General features: G+C 70.2%; 20 protein-coding genes. 8 read left to right on the top strand and 12 right to left on the bottom strand.

What is annotated here, in order from left to right; all coding sequences use genetic code 11:
- Window positions 1-151: 151 nt before the first annotated feature.
- From ACQP2T_RS18190 to ACQP2T_RS18140, 11 genes are all read right to left on the bottom strand, one after another.
- On the bottom strand, window positions 152-580 hold the full coding sequence (locus tag ACQP2T_RS18190) for a hypothetical protein (protein WP_433517303.1): 429 nt from the start codon (window positions 578-580) through the stop codon (window positions 152-154).
- Between the two features lie 111 nt (window positions 581-691).
- A complete protein-coding gene (locus ACQP2T_RS18185) occupies window positions 692-1,534 on the bottom strand; it encodes a S1 family peptidase (protein ID WP_433517302.1) in 843 nt (280 codons plus the stop codon).
- A gap of 337 nt (window positions 1,535-1,871) precedes the next feature.
- On the bottom strand, window positions 1,872-2,723 hold the full coding sequence (locus ACQP2T_RS18180) for a class I SAM-dependent methyltransferase (protein WP_433517301.1): 852 nt from the start codon (window positions 2,721-2,723) through the stop codon (window positions 1,872-1,874).
- A gap of 45 nt (window positions 2,724-2,768) precedes the next feature.
- Window positions 2,769-3,212, bottom strand: coding sequence for an acyl-CoA thioesterase (locus ACQP2T_RS18175; RefSeq protein ID WP_357940874.1), 444 nt, complete (start codon window positions 3,210-3,212; stop codon window positions 2,769-2,771).
- On the bottom strand, window positions 3,209-9,028 hold the full coding sequence (locus tag ACQP2T_RS18170) for an SDR family NAD(P)-dependent oxidoreductase (RefSeq protein ID WP_433517300.1): 5,820 nt from the start codon (window positions 9,026-9,028) through the stop codon (window positions 3,209-3,211). Before ACQP2T_RS18170 ends, ACQP2T_RS18175 begins: the two co-directional genes overlap by 4 nt.
- Before the next feature lie 8 nt (window positions 9,029-9,036).
- Complete coding sequence (locus ACQP2T_RS18165) at window positions 9,037-10,275, bottom strand: NAD(P)/FAD-dependent oxidoreductase (RefSeq protein WP_433517299.1); 1,239 nt, start codon at window positions 10,273-10,275, stop codon at window positions 9,037-9,039.
- Between the two features lie 116 nt (window positions 10,276-10,391).
- Window positions 10,392-10,907 carry a G/U mismatch-specific DNA glycosylase gene (gene mug / locus ACQP2T_RS18160; protein ID WP_433517298.1) on the bottom strand — a complete coding sequence of 172 codons (516 nt, stop codon included), beginning with the start codon at window positions 10,905-10,907 and terminating at the stop codon, window positions 10,392-10,394.
- 10 nt (window positions 10,908-10,917) lie between these two features.
- Window positions 10,918-12,306, bottom strand: coding sequence for a sugar porter family MFS transporter (locus tag ACQP2T_RS18155; protein WP_433517297.1), 1,389 nt, complete (start codon window positions 12,304-12,306; stop codon window positions 10,918-10,920).
- A gap of 68 nt (window positions 12,307-12,374) precedes the next feature.
- Window positions 12,375-14,870 (bottom strand): polynucleotide kinase-phosphatase, encoded by a 2,496-nt coding sequence (locus tag ACQP2T_RS18150; protein ID WP_433517296.1) that lies wholly within the window; start codon window positions 14,868-14,870, stop codon window positions 12,375-12,377.
- Window positions 14,867-16,318, bottom strand: coding sequence for a 3' terminal RNA ribose 2'-O-methyltransferase Hen1 (locus tag ACQP2T_RS18145; protein ID WP_433517295.1), 1,452 nt, complete (start codon window positions 16,316-16,318; stop codon window positions 14,867-14,869). The genes ACQP2T_RS18150 and ACQP2T_RS18145 overlap by 4 nt, the downstream gene beginning before the upstream one ends.
- Window positions 16,319-16,363: 45 nt before the next feature.
- On the bottom strand, window positions 16,364-17,278 hold the full coding sequence (locus ACQP2T_RS18140) for an LLM class F420-dependent oxidoreductase (RefSeq protein WP_433517294.1): 915 nt from the start codon (window positions 17,276-17,278) through the stop codon (window positions 16,364-16,366).
- Between the two features lie 135 nt (window positions 17,279-17,413).
- Here ACQP2T_RS18140 and ACQP2T_RS18135 point away from each other — a divergent pair, with 135 nt between their 5' ends.
- Genes ACQP2T_RS18135 through ACQP2T_RS18125 form a run of 3 tightly spaced genes read left to right on the top strand, consistent with a single transcriptional unit; the run spans window position 17,414 to window position 20,231 of the window.
- On the top strand, window positions 17,414-18,529 hold the full coding sequence (locus ACQP2T_RS18135) for a sensor histidine kinase (RefSeq protein WP_433517293.1): 1,116 nt from the start codon (window positions 17,414-17,416) through the stop codon (window positions 18,527-18,529).
- Window positions 18,526-19,635 carry a sensor histidine kinase gene (locus ACQP2T_RS18130; protein WP_433517292.1) on the top strand — a complete coding sequence of 370 codons (1,110 nt, stop codon included), beginning with the start codon at window positions 18,526-18,528 and terminating at the stop codon, window positions 19,633-19,635. Before ACQP2T_RS18135 ends, ACQP2T_RS18130 begins: the two co-directional genes overlap by 4 nt.
- On the top strand, window positions 19,632-20,231 hold the full coding sequence (locus tag ACQP2T_RS18125) for a response regulator (RefSeq protein ID WP_433517291.1): 600 nt from the start codon (window positions 19,632-19,634) through the stop codon (window positions 20,229-20,231). Before ACQP2T_RS18130 ends, ACQP2T_RS18125 begins: the two co-directional genes overlap by 4 nt.
- 20 nt (window positions 20,232-20,251) lie before the next feature.
- Here ACQP2T_RS18125 and ACQP2T_RS18120 read toward each other — a convergent pair whose 3' ends face one another.
- A complete protein-coding gene (locus ACQP2T_RS18120) occupies window positions 20,252-20,521 on the bottom strand; it encodes a hypothetical protein (RefSeq protein WP_433517290.1) in 270 nt (89 codons plus the stop codon).
- Window positions 20,522-20,867: 346 nt separating this feature from the next.
- On the opposite strand from ACQP2T_RS18120, the gene ACQP2T_RS18115 reads away from it, so the two are divergent.
- The 5 genes from ACQP2T_RS18115 to ACQP2T_RS18095 all read left to right on the top strand — a co-directional run bounded on the left by ACQP2T_RS18115 (window position 20,868) and on the right by ACQP2T_RS18095 (window position 25,176).
- On the top strand, window positions 20,868-21,734 hold the full coding sequence (locus ACQP2T_RS18115; RefSeq protein WP_433517289.1) for a helix-turn-helix domain-containing protein: 867 nt from the start codon (window positions 20,868-20,870) through the stop codon (window positions 21,732-21,734).
- A gap of 9 nt (window positions 21,735-21,743) precedes the next feature.
- A complete protein-coding gene (locus ACQP2T_RS18110) occupies window positions 21,744-21,935 on the top strand; it encodes a DUF397 domain-containing protein (protein ID WP_433517288.1) in 192 nt (63 codons plus the stop codon).
- Window positions 21,936-22,176: 241 nt separating this feature from the next.
- Entirely contained in the window at window positions 22,177-22,917 is a 741-nt protein-coding gene (locus ACQP2T_RS18105; protein ID WP_433517287.1) for a hypothetical protein, read from the top strand.
- Between the two features lie 33 nt (window positions 22,918-22,950).
- On the top strand, window positions 22,951-23,472 hold the full coding sequence (locus ACQP2T_RS18100; RefSeq protein WP_433517286.1) for a hypothetical protein: 522 nt from the start codon (window positions 22,951-22,953) through the stop codon (window positions 23,470-23,472).
- 171 nt (window positions 23,473-23,643) lie between these two features.
- Window positions 23,644-25,176 carry an alpha/beta hydrolase gene (locus ACQP2T_RS18095; RefSeq protein WP_433517285.1) on the top strand — a complete coding sequence of 511 codons (1,533 nt, stop codon included), beginning with the start codon at window positions 23,644-23,646 and terminating at the stop codon, window positions 25,174-25,176.
- The last annotated feature ends 95 nt before the right edge of the window (window positions 25,177-25,271 follow it).

Raw genomic sequence — 25,271 nt, 5'->3', positions numbered from 1 at the left:
CGCGGCCCGTGTCGTCGTCGAGAGTGGGGCGGCGCGTACTGCGGGGCGCTGGTGGATGAGCCGGCGTCAGTCACCTCCGCCTGGACGGTCATGCCCAACACGAAACCGGCCGCCGACAGCACCCCCGGTCCCGGACGGGCTGCCCCACGCTTCATGCCGCCACCCGGAGAGGGCGACGCTGGAGATCACGTGTGGCCAGGAAGAGAAGCACGGCCCAGACCGCGCAATAACCGCCGAACACCGCGCCGCCGCGATCGGTGAGCAGCGCGCCGCCCAGCATGCCGACCGCCCCCACCGCCGCCATGGCGGTGCACAGCCACAGCAGTAGTAGCAGGACGACGCGCCGCCAGCGACTGTCGAAACGCACCTGGGCGGCCAGCAGGAACACGATGATCAGCAGCCCGCTCCCGGCGTTGGCCCACTGAGCCGACCCCACCTCGCCTGGCCCGTAGCCCTGGTAGCTCTCGGGGGCGACGTGCGGGCCACCTGTGACCCCCAGCCGCCCCTCCAAGGCGAAGAACACCTTCGACACCACGTAAAGCCCGGTCCAGCCCATGGCCGCGTAACCCATCATCCGCATGGGCCACGACTGTGCCAGCCACGAGAGCCGTCCAGACTCCCCCGCTCGGGGGAGACCGCCCCCCAAAGAGGGGGATCACCCCCATAAAGGGGGGATCACCGTCCTAGCGGGTCACGCCTCTATGGTGCGAGTGATCCAGGAGCGGTAGTGGGTCACGTCCGTCCAGACGCCGACCCCCGGCCCGCCGTCGGGGTTGGTGGAGCAGCCGGCGCCGCCGCCCATCCGCTCGTCGACGTCGTCACCGTCGCGTGACGTGGCTCCGATCAGCTCCCATCGGCCGGCGATCATGCGGATCTGCGGGCCGCCGGAGTCGCCGTGGCAGGCGCTGGCCGCGCGCCCGGCGCGGTCACTGGTGCACAGCTCGGTGCCGCTGTTGAGGTCGACGCAACGTTTGTCGGGTACGCGTACGGTGTCGAGTTCCTGCAGCTTCTCGGAACCGTTCTCGCATCTCGCCATGCTCTCGCAGGTCATGCCCCAGCCGATGACCCGGCTCGGGTCGCCCACTCGGCCGGGGCTGTCGGCGATGCGGATGGGCGCGAGGTTCACTCGCCGGTCCAGCTGGATCAGCTCCAGGTCGCCCTTGCGCTCCCCGTCCGAGTCGCGGCCGCTCCAGTCGGGATGGGTGACGATCCGCTTCACGCGGGCGACGACTCCGCCCTTGTCCCGGTCGAGGGAGCCGATGCGTACGCGCGTCTCGCCGGGTTTCATGAGGCCCTTGCAGTGGGCGGCGGTGACGACCCAGTCGGCGGCGATGAGGGCGCCGCCGCAGTGGTGGTTGGGCACTTCGCTCAGCCGGAAGGACGCCATGAACGAGTAGGTCTCCGTCGCGTCCCTACCTCCGATGATGGCGGCGTGGTTCACGCCCGCAGCGGCCGTGGTGGTGGTGATCAGTGCGAGCCCTAGAGCCATGAGGGTGGCCAGCGCCGCCGATCGCCTGCTGATTGCCTTGAACACAAGTCTCCTATCAGTTGGGGCGGCTGAGGAGACACTTTGAACGCTGCGAACTCAACGTGATGGCAGCCGCACCGGCCCGTGATCTGAGGGGGAAGGGGTGCAACGTGGCTGGTCAGAGGCACCGCCACAGGGTCAAGGCTACCTGCGGGTGTCAAGGGTCGGCACCGAACGTGATCGCGCGATCACCCCACGATCATCGCGCGACCCTGCTGGTCAGCGGTCCGCGACAACCAACGTTCGTCATGGTCCGCGATGAGCGCGTGCCCCAGTGGTCCGCGACGAGCAACGTACGTCAGTGATGAGCGCGTGCCCCAGTGGTCCGCGATGAGCGCGTACGTCAGTGGTCCGCGATGAACAGGAAGTTCCGAGGGAAGCCCATGACGTCCCGGGGCAGCGGCGGATCCCACGGCCACCGGCCGTACGAGGCGCCTTCCTCCCCAGGGGTCTTCAGCTCCGTGACCCGCCAGCCGCACCCCGACAGGAACTCCTCCGGCTCGTCCGTGCCGAACAGCCACGGGCAGCCGTCCTCCGTCAGCCTGCGCAGCCCTTCCGCCGAGAACTCGCTGATCATCGACTGGTGGCTGAGCAGATCCCCGGCGAGCACGCTGCCCGGAGCCGTGATCTCCGCGACCCGCTCCACCAGCCGGCGAGCGTCGGACTCCGGCATGTAGAACAGCAGCCCTTCGACCACCCACAGAGTCGGCGCCGCCGGATCCCAGCCGGCCTCCCTGAGCGCCTGCGGCCAGGCGCCGATCAGGTCGGCGCCGACGACCCGCCGAACGCAGCGGTGCTGGGCGCCGAGTTCGGCGAGCCGTTTGTCCTTCTCCTCCAGCAGGTCGGCCTGGTCGATCTCGTACAGCACGGTCTCCGGAGGCCACGGCAGCCGTACGGAGCGCGTGTCCAGGCCGGCCGCCAGCAGCACGACCTGTCCGAGGTGATCCGCCTCACCGGTTCGGCTGCTCGGCCCAGGCGCGCAGCCGGAGCGTACGGAGATCACGTCGTCCAGATAGCGGGTCCGGATGGCGATGAACTCGCCGACGCCCGGGTTGTCGTAGCGGGCGAAGAGGGTCGCGCCCTCCTCTCCGGCGAGTTCCTCGGCCAGGTGGTCGGTGAAGATCGCGTCTTCGCGTCGCGACTCCTTCGCCCTGGCGGCGGCCGTCCAGCGGGCGGTGGCGGAAACAGCGTGCATCGGCACTCCTTCGGGAGGTAGATCAACGGCGCGGAGCCAGGTAGATCAGCGGCGGGGGCTGCGTACCTGTTCGAGCAGGCGCCGCATCTGCTCCGGGATCCGGGCCGGGACCAGGTGGCCGTTCTCGTCGGGACGTACGCAGGCGATCCGCTGCTCCCCGGTGGCGACCAGTTCCTCTCCGCCGTCCGGGAGCTGACGCCAGTACTCGTAGGTCATCACCGACTGGGTCTGGCCCAGCTCTCCCTGGCGCATTCTGATGACCACCTCGTCGAAGACCGCCAGTTCCCGCAGGTAGTCGCAGTGGCAGCTCACGGTCAGCAGGCGCACTCCGTCGGCGAAACCGGCCACCACGTCGGGGACGAAGTCCCGCAGGAACATCTCCCGGGCGCGGCCCTGCCAGCGGATGTAGTTGACGTAGTTGACGTTGCCGAGTAGGTCGGTGTCCTCGATGCCCACGACGTGCCGGTACTCGTACGCGTCGCCGGTCATCGGAGCTCGCCCGCCTTGCCGGCGTTCGGGTCGGTCGCGGCCAGGATCGCGAGGACGACGGGGGCCGCCACACCACGCAGCCTGGTGGACATCGTCAGGATCCGGTCATCGCCGGCGACCAGCCCCACCCAGCCGCCTTCCCGCGCCGAGTCGAACGTCAGCGCGGCGTCGACCGGCCGGCCCGCCTTCACCAGGCACTCGGCGGCCGTCCAGATCCGCGTGGCGGCGGTGTCGAAGTCCTCCCCGGTCTCGTCCGCGACGGCCTCGGCCAGCGTGAGCCGGTCGGCGCCGAGCAGCGTCGACCAGGTCTGCCTGCTCCGGGGCGTGACGGTCTCCAGGTCGCAGCCCGGGGTGGTCGTCGCCATGGTGACGCCCGCCGAGTGCGCGATAGACACAGCGTCGCCGTTCACCACCTCCGGCTTGCCGTCCGGGCGCCAGACGACCTCCGCCTCGGCACCGAACAGCCGCTGGATGGCCAGCCGGCTGGCCTGCCGCCGTTCCAGTCCATCGCCGTCGGTGTCGAACAGGACGCGGCCGGCCAGGTTCTGCTCGATGAGCACGTGTTCCAGGTACGAACCCAGCAACATGGGGACCCACTCGCGGGGCACCTCGTACTTGCTGACCAGCTGCGTCCGGAAGCCCTGCCAGGTCTCGATGACGTCGCCGTCACGGTCGGTGACCTCGATGTCCCAGCACTTGTCGTCGAAGCGGTGCCGGATATAGACGTCGGTCGGCCGCGCGCCGGTCGACGGGCCCGGCACGATGCGCTCCACTCCCGCGGGGATGGCCAGTACGGTCGGCCCGCAGGTCTGCATCGGCTGCATGTACGCGTCCCGAGCGGCCGGGTCGCCGAGCAGCAGCCGGTCGGGGAGATACCGCCCGAACCAGGAGGAGCCGGTGCCCGCGAGGAGCCGACCCGTGACGTGCTGGGCGCCGGTGCGGTGGATGCTCTCGACCAGCTTGAAGCGCGGGCCGTGGAAGAGCATCGGCCCGTAGAGGTCCGTCGCGGGGTCGAAGGCCAGCGGCGGCAGCGCCACGTCGTCGGGCCGGGCAAGCCCGAGGGTCTCAGGCTTGACGCCGGTGTGCCCGAGCGCTTCCGCCTCGGCGCCGGAGTAGTCGCAGACCGCCCGGAAGTGGTCGATCTGGAATTTGGTGGTACTCGTACGAACCGCCGTGACGACCCGGCCCGGCCCGGTACGCAGCGCCGCCACCCGCACCGTCACCGGAGCGTCCTCGGTCACGACGATGGCCCGGAGGAATTCGACGTCCTCCAGGACCGGCACGGTGTCCGTGCCGAGCAGGCCGGCCGCGGCCTGAGCCATGATCTCCATGCCCACCGTGCCCGGCACGACCGCCCCTTCCCCACCGCCGAAGACGTGCTCGGCGAGGTAGGGATCGCTGGCCCAGCCGACCTCGGAGTCGGCGACGAGCTCGATGCCGGGGTAGTAGACGCGCGGCTGCTCCAGGAAGCGCAGCAGCGGCAGATCGTCACTCCCGTCAGGGCCGGCGCTGAAGGTCACCGTCGGCATTTCGCCGAACCGGCCGGTGACCACGGTGACGACGGGCGCGCCGGGGTCGGCGATCAGTTCCCGCAGCATGGCCACCCCCTGGTCGGGCGTGATGGTGGTGACGCCCACGCGGGCGAGGTTCTCCACCGAGCCGAGCCGCTCCCCCATCCCGACGCCCGACCACAGCGACCACTCCACAGCCCGGCACCGGCAGTGCGGCAGGTCGCCCGCGAGCCGTTCGACGAGGTCGCTCTGCCACTCGTTGGCTACGGCGTAGTGGGCCTCACCCCGCAGCCCGGCCCGCCCGGTGATGCTGCCGAACGTGACCAGCAGCTTCAGCGCGCCGGTGCCGACGGCGGCCAGCACCGCTTCGAGCCCCGCGACCTTGGGGTCGATCGTGGCCGCGTAGTCGGCGTCGGTGAGCTCCCCGAGCAGCTTGGGCACGTTGCCACCGGCTCCGTGCAGGACGCCGGTGACCTTGCCGAGGTGTCGTTCGATGGCGGCGACCGCTTCGGCCACCTGCGCCCCGTCGGTGACGTCGGCGCGCACGTAGCGGGCGGTCACTCCGGTGGCCGCCATCCGCTCCAGGTTGGCGGCCAGTTCGCTGTCTTCTTCCGGATCGGATCGGCCGAGCAGGGCCAGCCGGGTGCCCGTCTCCTTGGCCAGGCTCAGCGCGCATTCGGCCGTGATGCCCTTGCCGCCGCCGGTGACGAGCAGCACGTCGTCGGGGCCGAGCGGGAGCTCGGTGCCGTGGAGCTCCACCGGCGTCAGGACGGGCTCCGTACCGGCGCCGTCGGCGTCGTAGAAGACCTCCTTGAAGCGGTCGGTCGCGGTGACCTCCGCGCTGATCCACGCGGGCGCCTCGGCCGCGTCGAGCGGGAGGGTCACGACGGTGGTGGCGACCCAGGGCGCCTCCAGGTGCAGGCTCTTGGCGAAGCCGGCCCCACCGGGCTCCTCCTGGACGATCGCGCAGCGGGTCACCTCCTTTCCCGCGAACACCGCCTCGGCGGCGGCGCGCAGCACCGCCAGCCGTTCGGCACGCGGGCCCGAGGGGAGGATGACCAGGACGCCGGTGCCGGTGGCCGCCGCTTCGAGCGCGGTCCGGACGGCGTCGGCGGCGGGATGCTCACCGATGACCTGCCAGGTGCCCTGGGCGCGCGGCGCCGTACGGCCTGACGGGGTGCTCTCGCGTCTCCCGACGGCGAAGCTGTGCATCCAGGGCGCGATGCCGGGCGGCACGATGCGGGCCGCCGCCGTCTCGGCGTCCTCGGCGGGGGCCTCGCCCGTCGCGACCAGCTGTTCCAGTGTCTCGGCGACCTGGCCCAGGGTCGCGGTGGCGTACCCGGTGGGCGCGGCGGGCTCGGACAGCCCGAGCCGGCGCATGGCCTCGCCGACGAGTTCGCCCACCACGATCGAGCTGAGGTGCAGGTCGTCCAGGAACTTGCTGTCCGCCTGCACCGACTCCAGCGGGAACTCGGCGTGCTCGGCGACCAGCCGGCGCAACAGGAGGAGCGGATCACCTCCGGCGGGCTCATCCGAGTCCGAAGACGCCGCGGAGGAGGGCGCGGCGGCGGTGACCAGCAGGGCGGAGTCGATCTCCGGGACGACCTCGCACAGGTTGGTGATGAAGGTCGGGGTGGCGGCCGGGTCGAAGGCGCGGGTGAAGCGATCCTCGAACAGCTCGCCGACCTTCACCCCGGCGCCGACGGCGAACGCCGCGCCCAGCGTCTGCAGGATGCCGGCCAGAGAGTCGTCGTCCGTACGCGTGGCGACGGCGGGAACGTCGACGATGTCGCGGGCCAGCTGGGTCAATACGAGGCCGGGTCCCACCTCGATGAGCAGGTCCGCGTCCTTGGCCGCCACGGTGAGCGCCTCGATGAAGCGGACCGGCGCGGTGATCTGCTCGCGCAGCAGTTCGAGGGGCTCGCCCACGACCGGCGCTCCGGTCACGGTCGAGATGACGTGCCGGCCGACGGGCTCCGGCCGCTCTTCGGCCAGCCGGCCCGCGAAGACGTCGGCGGCCGGGGCGACCAGCCGCGAGTGGAAGGCGTGCGAGACGGGGAGCCTGACCGCGGACAGGCCCTGGCGGGTGGCCCGCTCGACGACCCGGGTCACCGCCTCGGCGGGGCCCGACACCACGGTCTGGCGCGGGGAGTTCAGGCCGGCGACGACCACGGGATCGTCGCCGAGCAGCGCGGCCACGGTGTCGTGGTCGGCGGTGACGCTGGCCATCGCGCCGCCGCTCTCCGACAGCTCGCTCATCGCCCGTCCCCGGGCGGCGGCGATCCGCAGCGCCGCGGCCTCGTCGAACGAGCCGGCCCAGTGGAGCGCGACGAGTTCGCCGAGGCTGTGCCCGACGGCGGTCCCGGCTTCGACGCCCAGCTCGGACAGCACCCGCAGGCCGGCCACCGAGGCGGTCACGATGCGCGGCTGGGCGACGGCGGTCTCGACCTGGTCGCCGCCGGTGGGCAGGGCCGCCGTCTCGTACAGTTCGTCGACCGAGTCGAAGCGGCGGCGCAGCGCGCCCCCGTCGGCGCGGGTGCCGGAGCCCTGGCCGGGGAACATCAGCACGATGCGCGGCAGCTCGCCGAGCGTGCCGAGGAAGATCCCGGCCGCGCTGTCGAGGTGGCGTTCCGTGCCCTGCCCGGCCAGCTCGGCGACCTGCCGCAGCCGTTCGGCGAGCACGGCGGGCGTACCGGCGACCACCGCGGCGCGGCGGGTCCGGCGGCCGATCTTCCTGGCCAGGTACGCGGCGAGGTCGGGCAGTTCGGACCGGGACAGGCCGACCGCGACCTCGGCGAGGCGCTCCGCCTCCTGCCGCAGCTCGGCCGGCGAGTCGGCGTCCAGGCAGAACAGCTCGACGTCCTGAGGGGAGTTCATGAGCGTCCGGGTCCGCCCGTCCAGGCGGGGGCGGCGCCGGCGCGCGGACTCGATCACCACGTGCGTGTTGATGCCGCCGAAGCCCATGGCGCTGACGCCCGCGCGGAGCGGCGCGTCCTGCGGCCATGCTTCGGCCTTGCGGAGGGTGCGCAGGGCCGGGGAGTCGCCGGAGAGGATCTTGTGGGGCCGTTCGCAGCCGGTGGTCGGCGGGAGCACCGCGCTGTTGACCGCCATGACCGCCTTGATCAGGCCGGCCATCCCGGCGGCCGCCTTCGTGTGCCCGATGTTCGCCTTGATCGAGCCGATGACGGCGGGCCGCGCGGCCGGCGCGGCCGCCCTTCGCGCCTCGGAGATCGTCTCCAGCTCCGCGGCGTCGCCGACGGCGGTGCCGGTGCCGTGTCCTTCGAAGTACGGCACCTCCTCGATGCCGAACCCGGCGCGCTCGTAGGCGCGGTCGAGGCAGAGCCGCTGGCCGTCGGACTCCGGCCGGGTGATCCCGCCCGCGCCATCGGAGGAGACGCCCCAGCCGGCGATGAGGGCGTGGATGCGGTGCCCCCTGGCGACGGCGTCCTCCTCGCGCATCAGCACGACCATGCCGGAGCCCTCACCGGGCCAGAAACCGGCGGACCGCTGGTCGTACACGCGCATCTCGTCGACGGCGAGCGCGCCGGCCCTGGAGAAGCCGATCAGCTCGTTCGGGTCGATGCTGATGTCCACCCCGCCGGCCACCGCGACGTCGAGGTCGCCGGAGACCAGCGCGTTGCAGGAGGTGGTGAGCGCCAGCAGCGACGAGGCGCAGGCTCCGTCGACGGCGTAGCCGCCGCCGTTGAGGTCGAAGTGGTTGCAGATGCGTCCGGCGATGGTGTTGGACAGGCCGCCGGCCAGGTAGTCGCCGTCGGGAACCGGGAAGGGCGCCTTGTAGTCGTGCTCCATCCGGCCGAGCAGCTCGGTGAGCTGCTCAGTGTCCAGCTTGCCCTCCAGGGCGTTGGCGACGATGCGGCGTACGTACGGCCAGCGCAGCCTGATCCCGGCCGCGCGCTGGCCCTCGCCGGTGAGGGAGTTGCCGATGACCACGCCGGTGGTCTCGTGCGGCGCGCCCTTGCCGTCGGGGAACCCGGCGTCGGCGAGCGCCTCGGCGGCCACCTCCAGGGCGAGCCAGTGCACCATGTCGGTGTTGCGGAAGGTCGTTCCGGCCACCTTGAAGCGCAGGCGGTCGAACTCCCAGTCGCGTAACAGCGCCGCCTCGGTCGTGTAGAAGTGGTCGGGCGCCGTACGGTCCGCGGACCAGTAGTCGGACAGCCGGATGCGTTCCGCGGGCAGCCGCCGAAACGATCTGCGGCCCGCCAGCGCGTTGTCCCACAGCTCACCGGCGGTGGCCGCGTCGGGAAAACGGCATGCCATTCCTACTACGGCGATACGAGAAGTCACTGGCATCCTCAAATCGAATTGCGGAGGCGGTGGAATGCGTTGACCCGGGCCGCGCGCAGCAGCGAGCCCGGTGACGCGAACTGTTTGACGTCGATGAGCCGGGAGGCGAAGTCGTAATAATGCCTGGCCGCTCCGGCGTCGCGGGCCGCCGCGGAAAGCAGCAGCCGCTCGAAGGCGTTGAACGGCCGTACGGCCGAATAGTCCTCCATCAGCTTGTGATGGCTGTCCAGCGCCGCGCGGTGCGCTTTGCCGTATTCCGCCAGACCCGGCAGCACGTCGCCCTGGCCGGCCACGGCGCCCCCGACCGCGTCGACCAGCCACTGCGCGGACTGGAACGCCCAGCCGCACCCCACTCCCCACAGCGGGTCGGTGGCCAGGGCCGCGTCGCCGACCAGGGCGAGTCCCGGTCCGTACGGCTTGCGGTAGAGGTTGGGCAGGTCGAGCGTCCCGACGATCTTGGAGACGCGTTCGGCCTCGTCGATGCGCGGCGCGTCAGGAAGGGCGCGGACGAACCGTTCGAAGCTGCCTTCGAGGTCAGCGCGGAAGGCGGAGCTGTGCTGTTCCTTGTTGGGCGAGCAGGCGATCACGGTGACGCCGTCGTCGTTGGGGAAGGCGAAGGCGGTGTCCGGGTCGAGGAACCACACCCGGCTCGGCGCGTCTTCCGGCAGGCCACGGTACTGGGCGAAGAAGCCCAGCCGGTTGTTGGCGCTCAGCCTGACGGGCAGCCCACTGAGGGCGCCCACGGTCGAGTTGCGCCCGTCCGCGCCCACGACCAGCCGCGCCGTCAGCCGGTTCTCCACGCCGCCCGCGGTGACGCGGACTCCGGCGAAACGGCCGTCCTCCTCCAGGAGCCCGTTGACGTTCTGGCCGAGCCGGAGGTCGACTCCCGGCGTCTCGGCGGCGAGCCGTCTGAGCAAGGGGTCCAGGGTCTGGCGCCGGATGTTGAGTCCGTGCGGAAGCGGCTCCGCGCCGGGCGCGGGCCGCGGCTCGATCCAGCCCCAGGGGGTCCACAGGTGGGTGACGTGCCGGTGTGCCCCGGCCTGTTCGAGCAGCGGCAGCAGGCCCAGCGTCTTGATGACCGGCAGGCAACTCGGTTGCAGCGTATGGGTGCACAACACCTTGTACGCGTCCACGCCGGAATGCTTTTCCAAGAGCGCGACGCGAGCTCCCAGATTCGCGAACAGTATTGCGCCGGCGCACCCGGAAATGCTTGCGCCGACTATGACGACGTCATAGTCATCTGTCATGCGGGATTTCCCTACGAGGCTACGGCGAAGCCCACTCGGAAGTGGTTGAACCGTAAACGGGGATTGCGTTGATCATTAAAGAGTTACCCGATAGTAGGGAGCGAGCTCTGAGATCGTCAAGAGTTGCGCGGAGGCCACCCGATGTGCTCACGCAACAGCCGCAATTCGGCGGCGATGCCGGCCAGGTTCCAGTGGGCGTTGAGGCCGCTCGGGTTCGGCAGCGCCCACACCGGCACGCCGCCCACCGGCTCGGACTGGAGTCCGATCCGCGCCTTCGGCCGGGCGAAAGCCGTCCGGTACGCCGAGATCCCCAGCACGGCCAGCGCCCGGGGTCGCACCGAAGCCACCAGCCCGGCCAGCCGCGCCCCGCCCTCGATCAGCTCCTCACGGGTCAGCTCCGACGCCTTGGCACTCGGCCGGGCGACCACGTTCGTGATGCCCAGCCCGTACGACGGCAGGAGGTGCTGCTCGGCCGGGGCGAGCAGCCGGGGCGTGAACCCGGACAGATGCAGCGCGGGCCAGAACCGGTTGCCGGGGCGGGCGAAGTGATGACCGGTGGCCTCCGACATCAGCCCGGGATTGATCCCGCAGAACAACACCTCGACCGAGGGACCGAGCACGTCGTCAATCACGCACCGGAGGCTAACCCATCTCCTCGAGTTTGCGCCCCTTGGTCTCCCTGACGAACTTGGCGACGAACAGGAACGACAGCACGGCGAAGAAGGAGTACATGGCGTACGTCAGCGGCAGGTTCCACTTCCCCAGGGCCGGGAACGTCACCGTGATCGCCCAGTTCGCGATCCACTGCGCCGCGGCGGCCACGCCCAGGGCGGCGGCCCGGATGCGGTTGGGGAACATCTCCCCCAGGAGCACCCACACCACGACACCCCACGACAGCGCGAAGAACAGCACGAACACGTTGGCCGCGACCAGCGCGATCGGGCCCTGCGGGGAGGGCAGGCTGAGTCCGCGGGCGTAGGAGAACGCCCACGCGGCCGTGGCCAGCGCGATGGCCATGCCCGCCGAGCCGATGAGCAGCAGCGGCTTGCGCCCGATCTTGTCGACCAGCGAGATCGCGATGAACGTGCCGATGATGTTGATGACCGAGCTGGAGAAGCTGATCAGCAGCGAGTTGGCCTGGGTGATGCCCACCGACTGCCAGAGCACCGACGAGTAGTAGAAGATCACGTTGATGCCGACGAACTGCTGGAAGACCGACAGGGCGATGCCGATCCAGACGATCGGCAGCAGCCCGAACGCGGGTCCGCGCAGCTCCTTGATCGTGGGCCTTTCCTCGGTCTTGAGGACCTGGTGGATCTCCGCCACCCGGGCGTCCAGATCTACGTGCTCGCCCTCGACCTCGGACAGCACCGTGCGGGCCTGCCTGATCCGGCCGACCGCGATCAGGTACCGGGGCGACTCAGGGATGGTCGAGGCGAACAGCAGGTAGAGCAGGGCGGGCACGACGCACGCGCCCAGCATCCACTGCCAGGCCTGCAGGCCCCACAGCGGGTTGTTGACCTCACCCCTCGCCAGCCGGACGAAGGCGTAGTTGACCAGCTGCGAGAACGCGATGCCCAGCACGATCGCGAGCTGCTGGAAGGAGCCGAGCCTGCCCCGGTAGGCGGGCGGCGACACCTCGGCGATGTAGGTCGGGCCGAGCACCGAGGCCATCCCGATCGCGATGCCCGCCAGGATCCGCCAGAAGGCCAGGTCCCACAGGGCGAAGGGCAGCATCTGCCCGATCGAACTGGCGGAGAAGAGGATGGCCGCCACCTGCATGGTCCTGGTACGTCCCCACCAGTCGGCCAGCCGGCCCGCGATCCAGGCGCCGATGGCGGAGCCGAGCAGCGCGATGGCCACCACGATCCCGATCTCCACCGGGCCGACGTGGAAGTACTTCTGGATGCCGACGACAGCGCCGTTGATCACGGCGCTGTCGTAGCCGAACAGGAACCCGCCGATGGCCGCCGCCGCCGTGATGAAGACGACGTGGCCGAGGTTCTCCTGGTGGCCGGACTGGGTAGCCATGCGGGCCTCCTCCCCGAAATGGGGATTTACCCGGAGTCACTCCACGTACGGCCATGATTACTCAAAAACTAGAGCCGAGGGTCCACCGGCTCGGATTCCAGGGCGAGTACCCCGAAAACCGGCTCGTGGACCCGCCAGCCCGCGTCGCCTTCGGCCAGGCGCGACAGGGCCTCCAGGCCGAGCGCGTACTCGCGCAGCGCCATGGACCGCTTCTTGCCGAGGAACCGCCTGCGCAGCACGTCGAGCGACTCGGTGTAGTCGGGGCCGTAGATGATCCGCAGGTATTCGCGGCCGCGTACCTTGACCCCCGGCTGGACCCGGCCCGCCACGTACTGAGCGGGTTTGACCACCATGCCCTCGCCGCCGGCCGCCGTGAGCGACGACCACCACTCGACCGCCTCGGCCCGCGCCTGAGGCGAGTCGAGGGAGACGAACAGGTGCCTGGTGCGGGTGATCAGCGGCGAGTCCAGCAGGGCGAGTTTCTCCAGGTGCCAGGCGTGCGGCTCCAGTGCCGTGGCCCGGCCTTCGCAGGCCAGGATCTGGAACGGCGCCACCCGTACCCCCTCCAGACCGTCGACCGGCCAGCAGTAACGCGCATAGGCGTCGCGGAACAGGGCAGCGTTGTCGGTGCGGCGTCGAGTGCGGGCGAGCAGCCCGCCCACATCCAGCCCGCGCCCGGCGGCCGCCTCCAGAGCCGACACGGCCTCGGGCAGAGCCGCGCGCGCCGCCGCGCCGACGGAGGCGTACTGGCTCCTGATCAGCTCGCCCGCCTTGGCCGACCAGGGCAGCAGCTCGCAGTCGAGCGCCACCCAGTCGGAGCCGAGCTCGGCCCAGAGCGGCTCGCACGCCTCGCGCAGCCGGTCCACCAGCGGTGCCATGTCGTCGAAGAACGGGCGCCCGGTACGCGTGTAGACGGCGCCCGCGGAGCCGTCGGTCACGCCGAACCGGGCCGCGGCCACCTCGGGAGTCCTGGCGAGCACGGCGACGGCCCGCGAGCCCATGTGCTTCTCCTCGCACACGACCTCGCTCACCCCGGCGGCGGCGAACTCCTCGAACGCCTCGTGCGGGTGCTCCAGGTAGCCGTCGAGCGCGGAGGTCTCGGGCGGGGCCATGGTCGGCGGGAGGTAGACCAGCCAGCGCGGGTCCACGGCGAACCTGCTCATGATCTCCAGCGCGGCGGCCGCGTTCTCCTCCATCACCTTCACGCGGGTGCCGAACCGGGTCTCGATGTGCCTGGTGCCCTGGACGTCGCCGATGTCGAGCATGCCCGGGTCGCGGGCGAACTCGTTGCCGAGCGGCTTGACCGACTCGTACCAGACCTTCTCGGCGGGGACGGAGACCAGCTCGCGTTCCGGGTAGCGCAGGGCGGTCATCGTGCCGCCGAAGACGCAGCCGGTGTCCAGGCAGATGGTGTTGTTGACCCACTCGGGCCTGATCGTGGGCGTGTGGCCGTAGACGACCATGGCCCGGCCCCGGTACTCCTCGGCCCAGGGGTAGCGGACCGGCAGGCCGTACTCGTCGGTCTCGCCCGTCGTGTCGCCATAGAGGGCGAAGGAGCGGACGCGGCCGGACGCGCGGCCGTGGTAGGCCTCCTTGAGCCCGGCGTGCGCGACGACGAGCCGGCCGCCGTCGAGCCGGTAGTGGCTGATCAGGCCCTCCATGAAGGTACGGGCCCGCTCGACGAACTCCGGCGGCTCGGCGGCGAGCTGGTCGAGCGACTCCTGGAGGCCGTGCGCGACCTTGACCTTGCGGCCGTTCAGCGCGCGCACCAGCTTCGCCTCGTGGTTGCCCGCGACGCAGATCGCGGTGCCGGCCGCGACCATGCCCATGACCAGGCGGAGCACACCCGGCGTGTCGGGGCCGCGGTCGACCAGGTCGCCGACGAACACCGCCGTACGACCGGCCGGGTGCTGGGCGGTCACCGCCCTGCCCTCGGCGCGCTCGATCTGCCAGCCCAGGCTTTCCAGCAGCGTCTCCAGCTCCGCGCGGCAGCCGTGGATGTCGCCGATGACGTCGAACGGGCCGGTCAGCTCGGTCTTGTCGGTCCACGCCTTCTCGTACGACAGCTCCGCGTTCTCGATGGCCTCGAGGCCGCGCAGCACGTGCACCTTCCTGAAGCCGTCGCGGGAGATCTTGCCCAGCGAGCGGCGCAGGTCCTTGCGCTGGCGGATCACCACGCCGGGCCCGAAGTCGCGGTCGGGGCGGCCGGCGTTGCGCTCGATCGCCACCTCCTCGGGGGTGTCCAGCACGATCGCCTCGGCCAGCACGTCGTGCTTCTTGGCCAGCTCGATGAGGCTGCGACGGGCCGGGTACTGGACGTTCGTGGCGTCGACCACGGTGAACAGCCCCCTGGCCAGGCGTACGCCGACGATGTGGTGCAGCAGGTCGAAGGCGGCGGGAGTGGCCGACTGGTCGTTCTCGTCGTCGGCGACCAGGCCGCGGCAGAAGTCGGACGAGATGACCTGCGTCGGCTTGAAGTGCTTGGCGGCGAACGTCGACTTCCCGCTGCCCGACACACCGACGAGCACCACGAGGGACAGCTCGGGAACGCTGATCGGGCTCATCGGGTGAACACTCCCATCTGGGTGGGCGGCCCGACCTCGGGGTCGTCGTCGCCGACAGGCTTGTAGGTGACCTGGTATCCGTACTGCTCGGCCACCCGCTCGGCCCAGGCGGCGAACTCGGCGCGGGTCCACTCGAAACGGTGGTCGCGGTGGCGCAGTCCGATCAGGAACTCGTAGCGGGGGTTGTACTCGATGTTCGGGGTGGTGACCAGCACGTGCTGGGGCCGGGCGTGGCCGAACACGACGCGTTCGAGCGCCGCCAGGCGCGGCGGGTCGACGTGCTCGACCACCTCCATGAGCACGGCGGCGTCATAGCCGGCCAGCCGCTTGTCGGTGTAGGTGAGCGCGCCCTGGAACAGCGTCAGCCTGGCCCGCTTGCCGTCGGGCATCCGGTCCAGCTTGAGCTTGCGCGCGGCGATGGTGAGCGCCATGGCCGAGACGTCCATCCCGGTGACCCTGGCGAACCTGGGCCTGGCCAGCAGCGCGCCGACCAGCTCGCCCTGGCCGCAGCCGAGGTCGAGCACACTGGTCGCGCCGAGCTCCTCCAGAGTCTCCAGTACGGCCTCACGCCGCCGGACGTTCAGCGCCTTCGGCTTGACCTCCGGCGCGTCGCCCTGGGCCGCGGCCTCGGCGGCCGCCGCCTCGTCGGCCGCGGTCTCCCCCGCCGCCGCGTCCTCGTCGACCGCGGGCTCCAGCTGCTCCTCGGTCTCGTCGCCCAGCTCGGCCAGCCTGGCCAGCGCCGTCCGGGCCAGCGCCCAGCGGCGGCCCAGGTAGCGGCGCATGATCAGGCCGCGCTCCGGGTGCCCGTACAGCCAGCCCTCACCGGCCCTGACCAGTTTGTCGACCTCGTCGGGCGCGATCCAGTAGTGCTTGCCGTCGTCGAGCACGGGCAGCAGCACGTACAGGTGGTTGAGCGCGTCGGCCAGCCGGACGGTCCCGCTGAGCGTCAGCCGGACGTAGCGCGAGTCGCCCCACTCGGGAAAACCCTCGTCCAGGGGTACGGCCTTCGCCTCGACGGTCCAGCCGAGCGGCTCGAACAGCCGGACCGCCAGCTCGGGCCCGCCGCGGCAGGGCAGCGCGGGCAGCCGGATCTCCAGCGGCATCGGCCGGCCCGGCAGGTCCGGCCTGGCCTTGCAGCGCCCGGCCCGCGCCGTGCGGAAGACATCGCCCAGGGCCACGGCCAGCAGCGAGGAGGCGGCGTAGGGCCGGTCGTTGACGTACTGGGACAGGCTGAAGTCGGGCGAGTTCTTGCCGCGTGACCGGACCAGCGCGATCGGGTCGACCTCCAGCAGCAGCGCCGCCGTGCAGCGCCCCTCGCCCGACTCCGGATAGAAGACCGTGGCCGTGCCGAACGACCGATCGAACTCCTGCACCCGATCAGGATGCTTGTGCAGGAGAAAGCCCAGGTCGGTGGCGGGTGTGGCGGTGGTCGTAATGGTCAGCAGCACGGGCCAAGTGTGCCGCAGTCCATCAAAGGGGCGCTAACGGTTATGTCAGACGTGTGGCAGTACCTCGGCCGCGATCAGCTCCAGGTGCTCCAGGTCGGACAGGTCCATGACCTGGAGGTAGACCCGCTCGGCACCGAGCTCGCCCAACTGACCGATCTTGTCGACCACCTCGGCCGGAGTCCCCGCGAGTCCGCCCGCGCGCAACCCGGCCAGGTCCTCCCCGATGGCGGCCGCGCGCCGTTCGATCTCGGCCTGGTCGCGGCCGACACAGACGGTCTGCGCCGCCGACAGGAGCACGGTACGGCCGGTCTCCGCGCTCGCCGCCCGCACCCGGTCATAAGCCTCGCTCGTGTCGGACAGCGTCCTGAACGGTACGTTGTACTCGTCGGCGAAGGCGGCGACCAGCCGGGGCGTGCGCTTGGCGCCGACCCCGCCGATGATGACCGGCGGGTGCGGGCGCTGGACCGGCTTGGGCAGCGCCGGGGAGTCGACGAGCCGGTAGTACCTGCCGTCGAAGGAGTAGGTCTTCTCCGCCGTCCACAGCCCCAGGATGATCTCCAGCTGCTCCTCGAACCGGCCGAACCGCTCCCCCACCGGGGGGAACGGGATGCCGTACGAGCGGTGTTCCTCCTCGAACCAGCCGGTGCCGAAGCCCAGCTCGACCCGGCCGCCGCTCATCTGGTCCACCTGCGCGACGCTGATGGCCAGCGGCCCCGGCAGCCGGAACGTGGCCGGGCTCACCAGCGTGCCGAGCCTGATCGTGGAGGTCTCCCTGGCCAGCGCGGCCAGCGTGAGCCAGGCGTCGGTCGACCCGGGCCCCGGCTCCCCTTCCCCGATGCGCATGTAATGGTCAGACCGGAAGAACGCGTCGAAACCCAGCCGTTCCGTGGCCTGGGCGACGGTGAGCAGGTCGTCGTAGGTGGCACCCTGCTGGGGCTCAGTGAAGATCCGCAACTTCATAAGCCTCATTATCCGCTTACGTACCACCACACAATGGACGACACCCGGAGAATGCCCCCGCCGCATCCCGCCGCTCCCGCGACGGCCATAGGATTTTGTGAGCAGCGTGGCTTTTGTCGGCGAGAGAGGGGTGAGATGGCGACCCGTCCGGAGACGGCGAAGAAGATCCTCCTCTACTGGATGGACGCCACGTTCGCCGTGATGGGCTTCATGCTCTCGATGCTGGTCCTCACCTCGGCCGGCGAGGGGCGGATCACCGTACCGCGCGCGGTGGCCGCCGAGGTGTGCGCGCTGGCCGCGCTGGTGTTCCTCCCCCTGATCCTGCGCGACGCCTACGACGACCGGCCGCGTCCCACCGCGAAGCTGGTCGCGTGCGGGCTGTTCGCCGCGAGCACGGTGGCGCTCGTGCCGTCCTCCGGCGCCACCGGGTCGTGGGAGATGGCCGGGTGCTTCTTTCTCTCGGCCCTCGCCCTCTACGTCCCGCTGTGGGCGACGGTCTGCGTGGGCGCCGCGCTGGTCGCGCTGACCACCTTCTATGTGTCGGCGGTCAGCGACCAGCCGTGGCCGGCCCTCCTGCTCTCCCTCACGCTGTCCGCCGTGCTACTGCCCGCCACCATGATGATCTGGCGCTGGCTGTGGTGGACGCTCAGGGAGGCGTACGACAGCCGGGAGGCCAAGGCCACCCTGGCCGTGTCGAACGAGCGGCTGCGTTTCGCCCGCGACCTGCACGACCTGCTCGGCCACAGCCTGTCCGTCCTGACGCTGAAGAGCGAATTGGCCGCCAAGCTGGCCACCATCGACGCGGGCAAGGCGGCGGCCGAGATGGCCGACGTACGCCGCCTGGCCGCCGAATCGCTCGCCGAGGTGCAGGCGGCCGTGGACGGCTACCGGGTGCTCGACCTGGACGAGGAACTCGCCGGCGTCCGCGCCGCGCTGGAGGCGGCGGGCGCGCGGTGCGTCATCGAGGCCAGGACCGACGACCTGTCCCCCGCCGCCCGTACGCTGCTCGCCTGGGCGGTGCGCGAGGGGGGCACCAACGTGCTCAAGCACAGTACGGCCACGCGCTGCGCGATCGTCATCGACGGTGGCGTGCTGGAGATGCGCAACGACGGCGTGCGCGGCCCCGCCACCGGCCCGGACGGGAGCGGTCTCCGTGGCCTGGCCGAGCGCATGTCGGCCGCGGGCGGCTCGTTCACGACAGCCGCCACACCCTCGGGCGAGTTCCTGCTGCGGGCGGCGGTGTCCGCATGAGGGCGGTGAGCGGCCGGCTTCGGCGGGCGAGCCGGCTCGACAAGGTGCGCTGGCTGGTCGTCTGCACCGCCGATGTCGCCAACCTGCTCGCCCTGCTCGCGCTCTACCAGCTGTACGTCCAGTGGAGAGCGGGCGTTCCCGCGGCCCTGGCGATAACGGCGGCCGTCCTGCTCCTTGTCCTGCTCGGGCTGGCCACCCGCCCGTTCAGGATCGCCGTCAGGGGCGGCCCGCGGCCGACCGCGATCCTGGTGGTCGCCGGGATCGTCACGCTGCCCCTGGCAGTCTTAGCACTGGTCTGGGCGATCCCGGTGTGGCTGGGAATGCTCGCCCCGTTCGTCCGCAGGCGCACCATCATCGTGCTGGCCGCTGGGTCGGTCGTGGTCCTCAACGCGTACGTCACGCTCGCCGCCGGGTTCCAGATCGAGGTCCTCCTCGTCCAGAGCATCCTCACCGCTCTCATCACCGGCGGCGTCCGGGTGAACCTGTGGCTGTGGCGCGTGGCCAGGGACGCCCACGAGGGCCAGGAGGCCAGAGCGAGGCTCGCGGTGTCGGAGGAACGCCTGCGCTTCGCCCGCGACCTGAACGACCTGCTCGGCCAGAGCCTCGCCGACATCTCGGCCAGGGCCGGGGCCGCCTCCCTGACCCTGCGCGAGGATCCCTCGGCGGCGGCGGGCGAGATGTTCGAGGTACGCGACCTGGCCAGGCAGACGCTGCGCGAGGTGCGGTCCACCGTGCAGAGCTATCGGGCCGTGGACCTCGACGAGGTCCTGGCCAGCGTGCGGGCGGTGCTGGAGGCGGCGGACGTACGCTGCGTCGTCCGGGCGGACACGGGCTCGCTGACCGCCGAGACCCGCACGCTGCTGGCCACCGTGGTCCGCGAAGGCGCCACCAACATCCTCAAGCACAGCAAAGCCGGACATTGCACGATAACGATCGAAGACGGGGTGCTGGAGATGTCCAACGACGGGGTCGACGGGCCGGTGAGCGACCACGCGCCGGACGGGCTCGGCGGCCTGTCGCAGCGGCTCAGCGCCGCGGGCGGCACGCTGTCGGCGGCGCCTACGGACGACGGCGCCTACCTGCTCAGGGCGGCGGTTCCGGCATGACGACGCGCGTACTGCTGGCCGACGACGAGCACCTGATCCGCGGCGCCCTGGCGGCCCTGCTCAACCTGGAGGCGGGCATCGAGGTGATCGCCCAGGTCGGCCGGGGCGACGAGGTGCTGGCCGCCGTCGTCGAACACCGCCCCGACGTGGCCGTACTCGACATCGAGATGCCCGGCATGGACGGGCTGAGCGCGGCGGAGCAGATCAGCTCCATGTGCAAGATCGTCATCCTGACCAGCCTGGGCCGGCCCGGCTACCTGCGCAGGGCGATGGCGGCGGGGGTGAGCGGCTTCCTCGGCAAGGACGCCTCGGCCGAGGAACTGGCCATGGCGATCCGCAAGGTGCAGTCGGGCGGCCGCTACCTGGACGCCGAACTCGCGGCGGCGGCCATGGCCGCGGGCGACAGCCCTCTCACCGAACGGGAACGGGACGCCCTGCGCCTGGCCGACGACGGGGCCACGATCGCGCGGATCGCGGCCGAACTGCACCTGACCGAGGGCACTGTACGCAACTACCTGTCCAGCGCGATGACCAAGCTGAACGCCCAGAACCGGCTCGAAGCCATCCGTACGGCTCAGCGGATGGGTTGGCTCTGACAGCAGAGCCCTTTTCCCCATCAACCGGATGCCTCGTCTTTGGCCGGGCTTTCAACCGCCGAAAGAGGCGCCCGAATTCTGGTTATGTGGCCGGTTCTATGCATATCGAGCAGCATGCCCGAGGGATCACCAAGTAACAGACCGAGCAAAAACATCAGCCGCTCGAACGGGGTCCGGTCATCTCCCCTGCCGAGTAGCGCGCATGCCACTATTCCCAGAATCACCATCAGCGCCACGCCTACGACCAGCAGCGCGATCGGCAGGGCACCGCCGAAGAAGACAGCGGTCACCGCCGCTCCACCGCCGACCGTGCTGTAAAGCGTCCTTCCACGAGGTCTGCGAGGGACCGGGCAGTCGTTCACGGCAGGTGTTTCGCCACCATTTGCTGCCATTCGACCCTGCCTGATCTCATTCCGCCCTGAGGATGGGAGGCGAGACGCCCGGCCTATCGCGATTCCGCGCGAGTCATCCTGCCTCCTAAGCCCAGGGTGAGCTACGCTAACCCTGCATGCAAGGTTGCATGCAGGGATGCTTTCCTTACGCCTGGGAGAAGGTCAACGATGACCGGGCACACGCTGGGCTTCCGCGACTCCGCGGAGCAAGAACTTGCCTAGATCGCCGTCGATCCAACGCCGGATGCTGGCCGCCGAGCTCCGCCGGATGCGCGAAAGCGCCTTTCTGACCGGCGAAGATCTCAAGGCGCGTCTGGGGTGGTCCACCTCCAAGGTGAGCCGGATCGAGAACGCGCGTATCGGAATTTCGACCGAAGATCTCGATATTCTGCTGGACCTGTACCAGGCCACCGCCGCCGATCGTCAACGACTGATGAAACTGCTCGACGACTCTCCCGCACATCCGTGGTGGCGTCCCCCTTCGGCTCCTTCCAACGACTTCCGTCAGTATCTGGATTTCGAAGCCGTCGCCGACTTGATTGAAGAGTGGGAGCTACGAGTAGTTCCGGGGTTATTCCAGGTCGAGAGCTATGCGCGAAGCCTGTTGAACGCATGGAAAAAGGTCGAGCACACTCTGACGCCCCGCGAACTCGACGAACGGGTGGCCCTCCGCATGCGTCGCCAGGATCGCGTGACCTCCGCTAACCCGCTCCAGCTCAATGTCATCATCGATGAATCAATCTTGTTGCGACGCATCGGTGACGCCGCGGTGATGCACGCGCAATTGGCCAGATTAATCGAGATATCCGAGCTTCCCAACGTGACTCTGCGCATATTGCCGCTCGACGCAGATCGAGAGATCATGGAAGGCAATTTTACGCTTATCAAACTCTCCCCCGGCGAAGAAATCGAGCAGCGCCTGGTCTACATCGACGGTGTGGTCAGCGGGACGATCAGCACGGATGACACCCACATATATCAATATCAGCGAACCTTTGAAAATCTGGCAGATCACGCCCTGACGCCCGAACTCACTCGCGACTTGATCGCGCGCCACGATCAACAACGCTGGATACCTGCGATGGCGCAACAGGACAACCATTCAAAATAAGGGGCACACATGATGGAAAATGATCTATTGACGGCCGCCTGGCAGCGATCGAGCCGATGCAGCAGCAACAACGGCGCCTGCGTCGAAATCGCCCGTCTGCGGGGCGGCCGCGTGGCCATACGCGACAGCAAGAATCCGCACGTCCACCCCCTGATCATTTCCGACAGCGCTTACGAGGAATTCATCAACTCGATCAAATAACCAGCTTCGGGCCAGACCCAGCCGCAATGGCGCCCGGGGAGGTGTGGAGCCTCCCCGGCCCTTACCTGAGGTGGCTCTGAACAGCGACGACAAGGGCCAGGTCTTCGACTCACGCTGCGATCGGGGCAGCACGAGCCAGAGCTGGACGCTTGGGCCTCCGGCTCGTGCCGGGTCGTAGCGGCTCGCCTGGGCCGGCGCGTACAGCTTTCAGAGTTCCGGAACACCTGGCTCGGAGGATCACATGATGTCGGATCGTACGCAGGGGACCGGCGGCGTGGACGACGCCGCGCTGGACTACTACCTGATCTTCGCCACGCCAGACGACAGAGGCCGTGGGGCGCCGCCCCTGGGGATCCTGGTCGAGGAGTTCGTGCTCTGCGACGACTACACGGCGGCCGGCATCGACAGTGTCGAATGGTCGTCGGCCACCGGCGTCTGGGGCGGTTCGTCCGCGACTGACGCCTGGAGCGGTTCATCCGCGACGAGCCGTGACCTCCGTACCGACGCCCTGCTGCGTTCGCGGGTCATCCCGGTGACCCGTCTCGACGCGGGCGACGCCTACCAGGCGTGCGGCGGGGGTGAGTTGCCGCCAGAGGCGGAGATCCGCGCCTTGTTCCGCGAACGCCAGCCGTTACCGGCCGCCGCCCCGCTCGACCTGGGCGCGACCGGAGCGCGCCGCTACCGCGTCCTGTTCGCCGGCGAACTCGGCGAGCGCGGCCTGGGAAACGTGCGGTCGGCCCTGAGGCTGGAGCCGGTCGACGACCCGATGGGCCGCGTCGTCGGCTCCGCGACGGCGACCGCCGCGGGTCACGACTTCACCTGGGAGCTGCGGCGGATCGGGCCGGGGATCGCCTGGTGCCTCGATGTGACCGTACGCCTGGGGACCGGCCCGGAGTCCGCCGTCGGGGCGCTGCTCCACCACCACCGGCAGGCGATCCGCGGCCAGGGCCTGATCCCTGTCACGATCGAACGCTTCGCCTGAGCTCCGCACCGATGCCGGCGACAAACTAGAACAGTGAACAGGATCATCGTCTACGGCATCTCCGGATCGGGCAAGACGACGCTCGCCAAAAGGCTGGCCGCCCGCCTTGGCCTGCCCCATCACGAGCTCGACGCCCTGCATCACGGTCCCGGCTGGACCAAGCGGCCGGAGTTCGAAGCCGACGTGGACGAGTTCAGCCGGGGCGAGCGGTGGGTGACCGAGGACCAGTATCACCGCGCCTTGGGCGACCTCCTGTGGCAGCGCGCCGACACGGCCGTCTGGCTGGACCTGCCGCGCCGCACCGTGATGTGGCGGGTCGTCCGCCGCTCACTCGGCCGCGCGATCACCCGTCGCGAGCTGTGGAACGGCAACCGGGAGGAGTGGAGCGCCTGGCTCGAACCCGACCACCCGATCCGGTGGGCGTGGACGCACCACCGGCACCGCAGGACGCAGACCGCCGATCTCGTCACCCGCTACCCGGAGGTGACGGTGATCCGCCTGCGTACGGCCCGCGCGGCGAAACGCTGGCTCGGCGACCTGCCGGCGAAGGAGTGAGCCGATCCTTGCGTCACCGAACAGACGACCGAGCAGACGTCGGTCCGTCATCCTTGCGGAGGATGCGACGTCCCTACCTCCGCCCGATTCCCTTCTGGTCCGGAGCCGGTCGAAGATCAGGACATGCGAAGATTCGTTGCCCTGTTATCGGGGCTCACAATCCCGCTCCTCTTGATCACGCCGGCCACGCGCGCCGCAGAGCGGACCGATCCGGCCCGTACCGCGATCTCCTGGACGCCCTGTCCGGAAGATGCCGCGGTGGACTGCGGGACGATCACCGTCCCCATCGACTGGAAACATCCGGAAGGCGGCACCTTCCAGGTCGGGGTCGCTCGCCGTAAGGCCACCGATCCGGCGGCCAGGATCGGCGTGCTCGCCCTCGGAGCCGGTGGCCCAGGTGGCTCGGGAGTGAACCTGGTCCTCACGAGCCAGCGGCGCTTCAGCCCCGACGTGCTGCGCCGCTTCGACATCGTCGGTCTCGACCCGCGTGGCACGAACCGGAGCCACCCTGTCGTCTGCTCCACCGACCTCATGATGCAGGCGCCGGATCCGCTCATGAAGAGCCAGGCCGACTTCGACCGGAGGGTGGCCTACAACGAGAGCCTGCGTGCCGACTGCCGGGCCCGTACCGGCCCACTGTTCGACCACGTCGACTCGCTCAGCACGGCGGCCGACCTGGACGCCTTCCGCGCCGCGCTCGGCGAGCGGCAGCTGTCGTTCTGGGGCGGTTCGTACGGCACCCTCCTCGGCCAGCTGTACGCCGAGCGCTACCCGAATCGGGTCCGCGCCTTCGTCCTGGACAGCACCATGGACCACAGCCTGGGCACGCAGGCGTTCATGGACACCGAGACGTGGGGCGCGCAGGACGCCTTCGACGAGTTCGCGGCCTGGTGCGACCGGGACAGCCGCTGTCTGCAGCACGGTCAGGACGTCAAGGCGTTCTGGCGGGGACTGCTGGAGCGGGCCGATCGCGGTGAACTGCACGTTCCGGGGGAGCCCGGCACCCCGGTGACCGCGTTGATGATCGTCGACGCGGCGCTGGGCGCCTTCTATGACCCCGCCAACTGGCTACCGCTCTCCCAGTTGCTCGCCGATCTCGACAGCGGCCAGGCGACGGGCGGAAGCGCGTTGCGGATGTCACTCGCCGGCGCCCAGAAGTACGACGCCCGGAAGAGCGACACGCAGGCGAACAGCGCGGAAGAGGTCAGCCCCAATCCGCTGCAGATCTTCTGCCTGGACTACCGGCTGCCGATCCGCGACTACCGCGAGTTCTCCGGGCACCTGCGCCGCCTGGCCAAGATCGCGCCCGAAATGCGCTACAGCACGATCGCGATCGCGACGACCGTCGGCTGCCTCGGGACGCCCGGCCCGATCCCCAACCCGCAGCATCGCCTGAACGTCCGCACAGACACGCCGTTGCTGGTCGCCAACTCCCTGCACGACCCCGCGACCGTCTACCCGTGGGCGCTCGGCACGACCCGCCAGCTGGGGCGTTCGGGACGGCTGCTCACGTACGAGGGCTGGGGGCATATCGTCCTGGGGCGTGGAGCGTGCGGCAACGGGGCCATCGACTCCTACCTGCTCACGCGGACGCTCCCGGCGAAGGGAGCCCGTTGCCCGGCGGTCCCGCCCGCTGAGGTGAGTACGCTCAGCGAGCCCGTCGCTCCGCTGCCCGGCACACCCGGCTGGAGCTTCCGGTTCTGATCGCCACCCGCTCGTGCACGTGTCGCGGACACGTGCACGAGCGACCCCCATTCGCTTGATCGACTTCGCGTCGGTGCCTCGTTATGGTGGGGCGT

The sequence above is a fragment of the Nonomuraea sp. CA-143628 genome (assembly GCF_050942315.1).
In the GTDB taxonomy this organism is placed as follows: domain Bacteria; phylum Actinomycetota; class Actinomycetes; order Streptosporangiales; family Streptosporangiaceae; genus Nonomuraea.
Note: the sequence above shows the minus strand (reverse complement) of the source record. Positions and strands in the feature narration are given on the sequence as shown.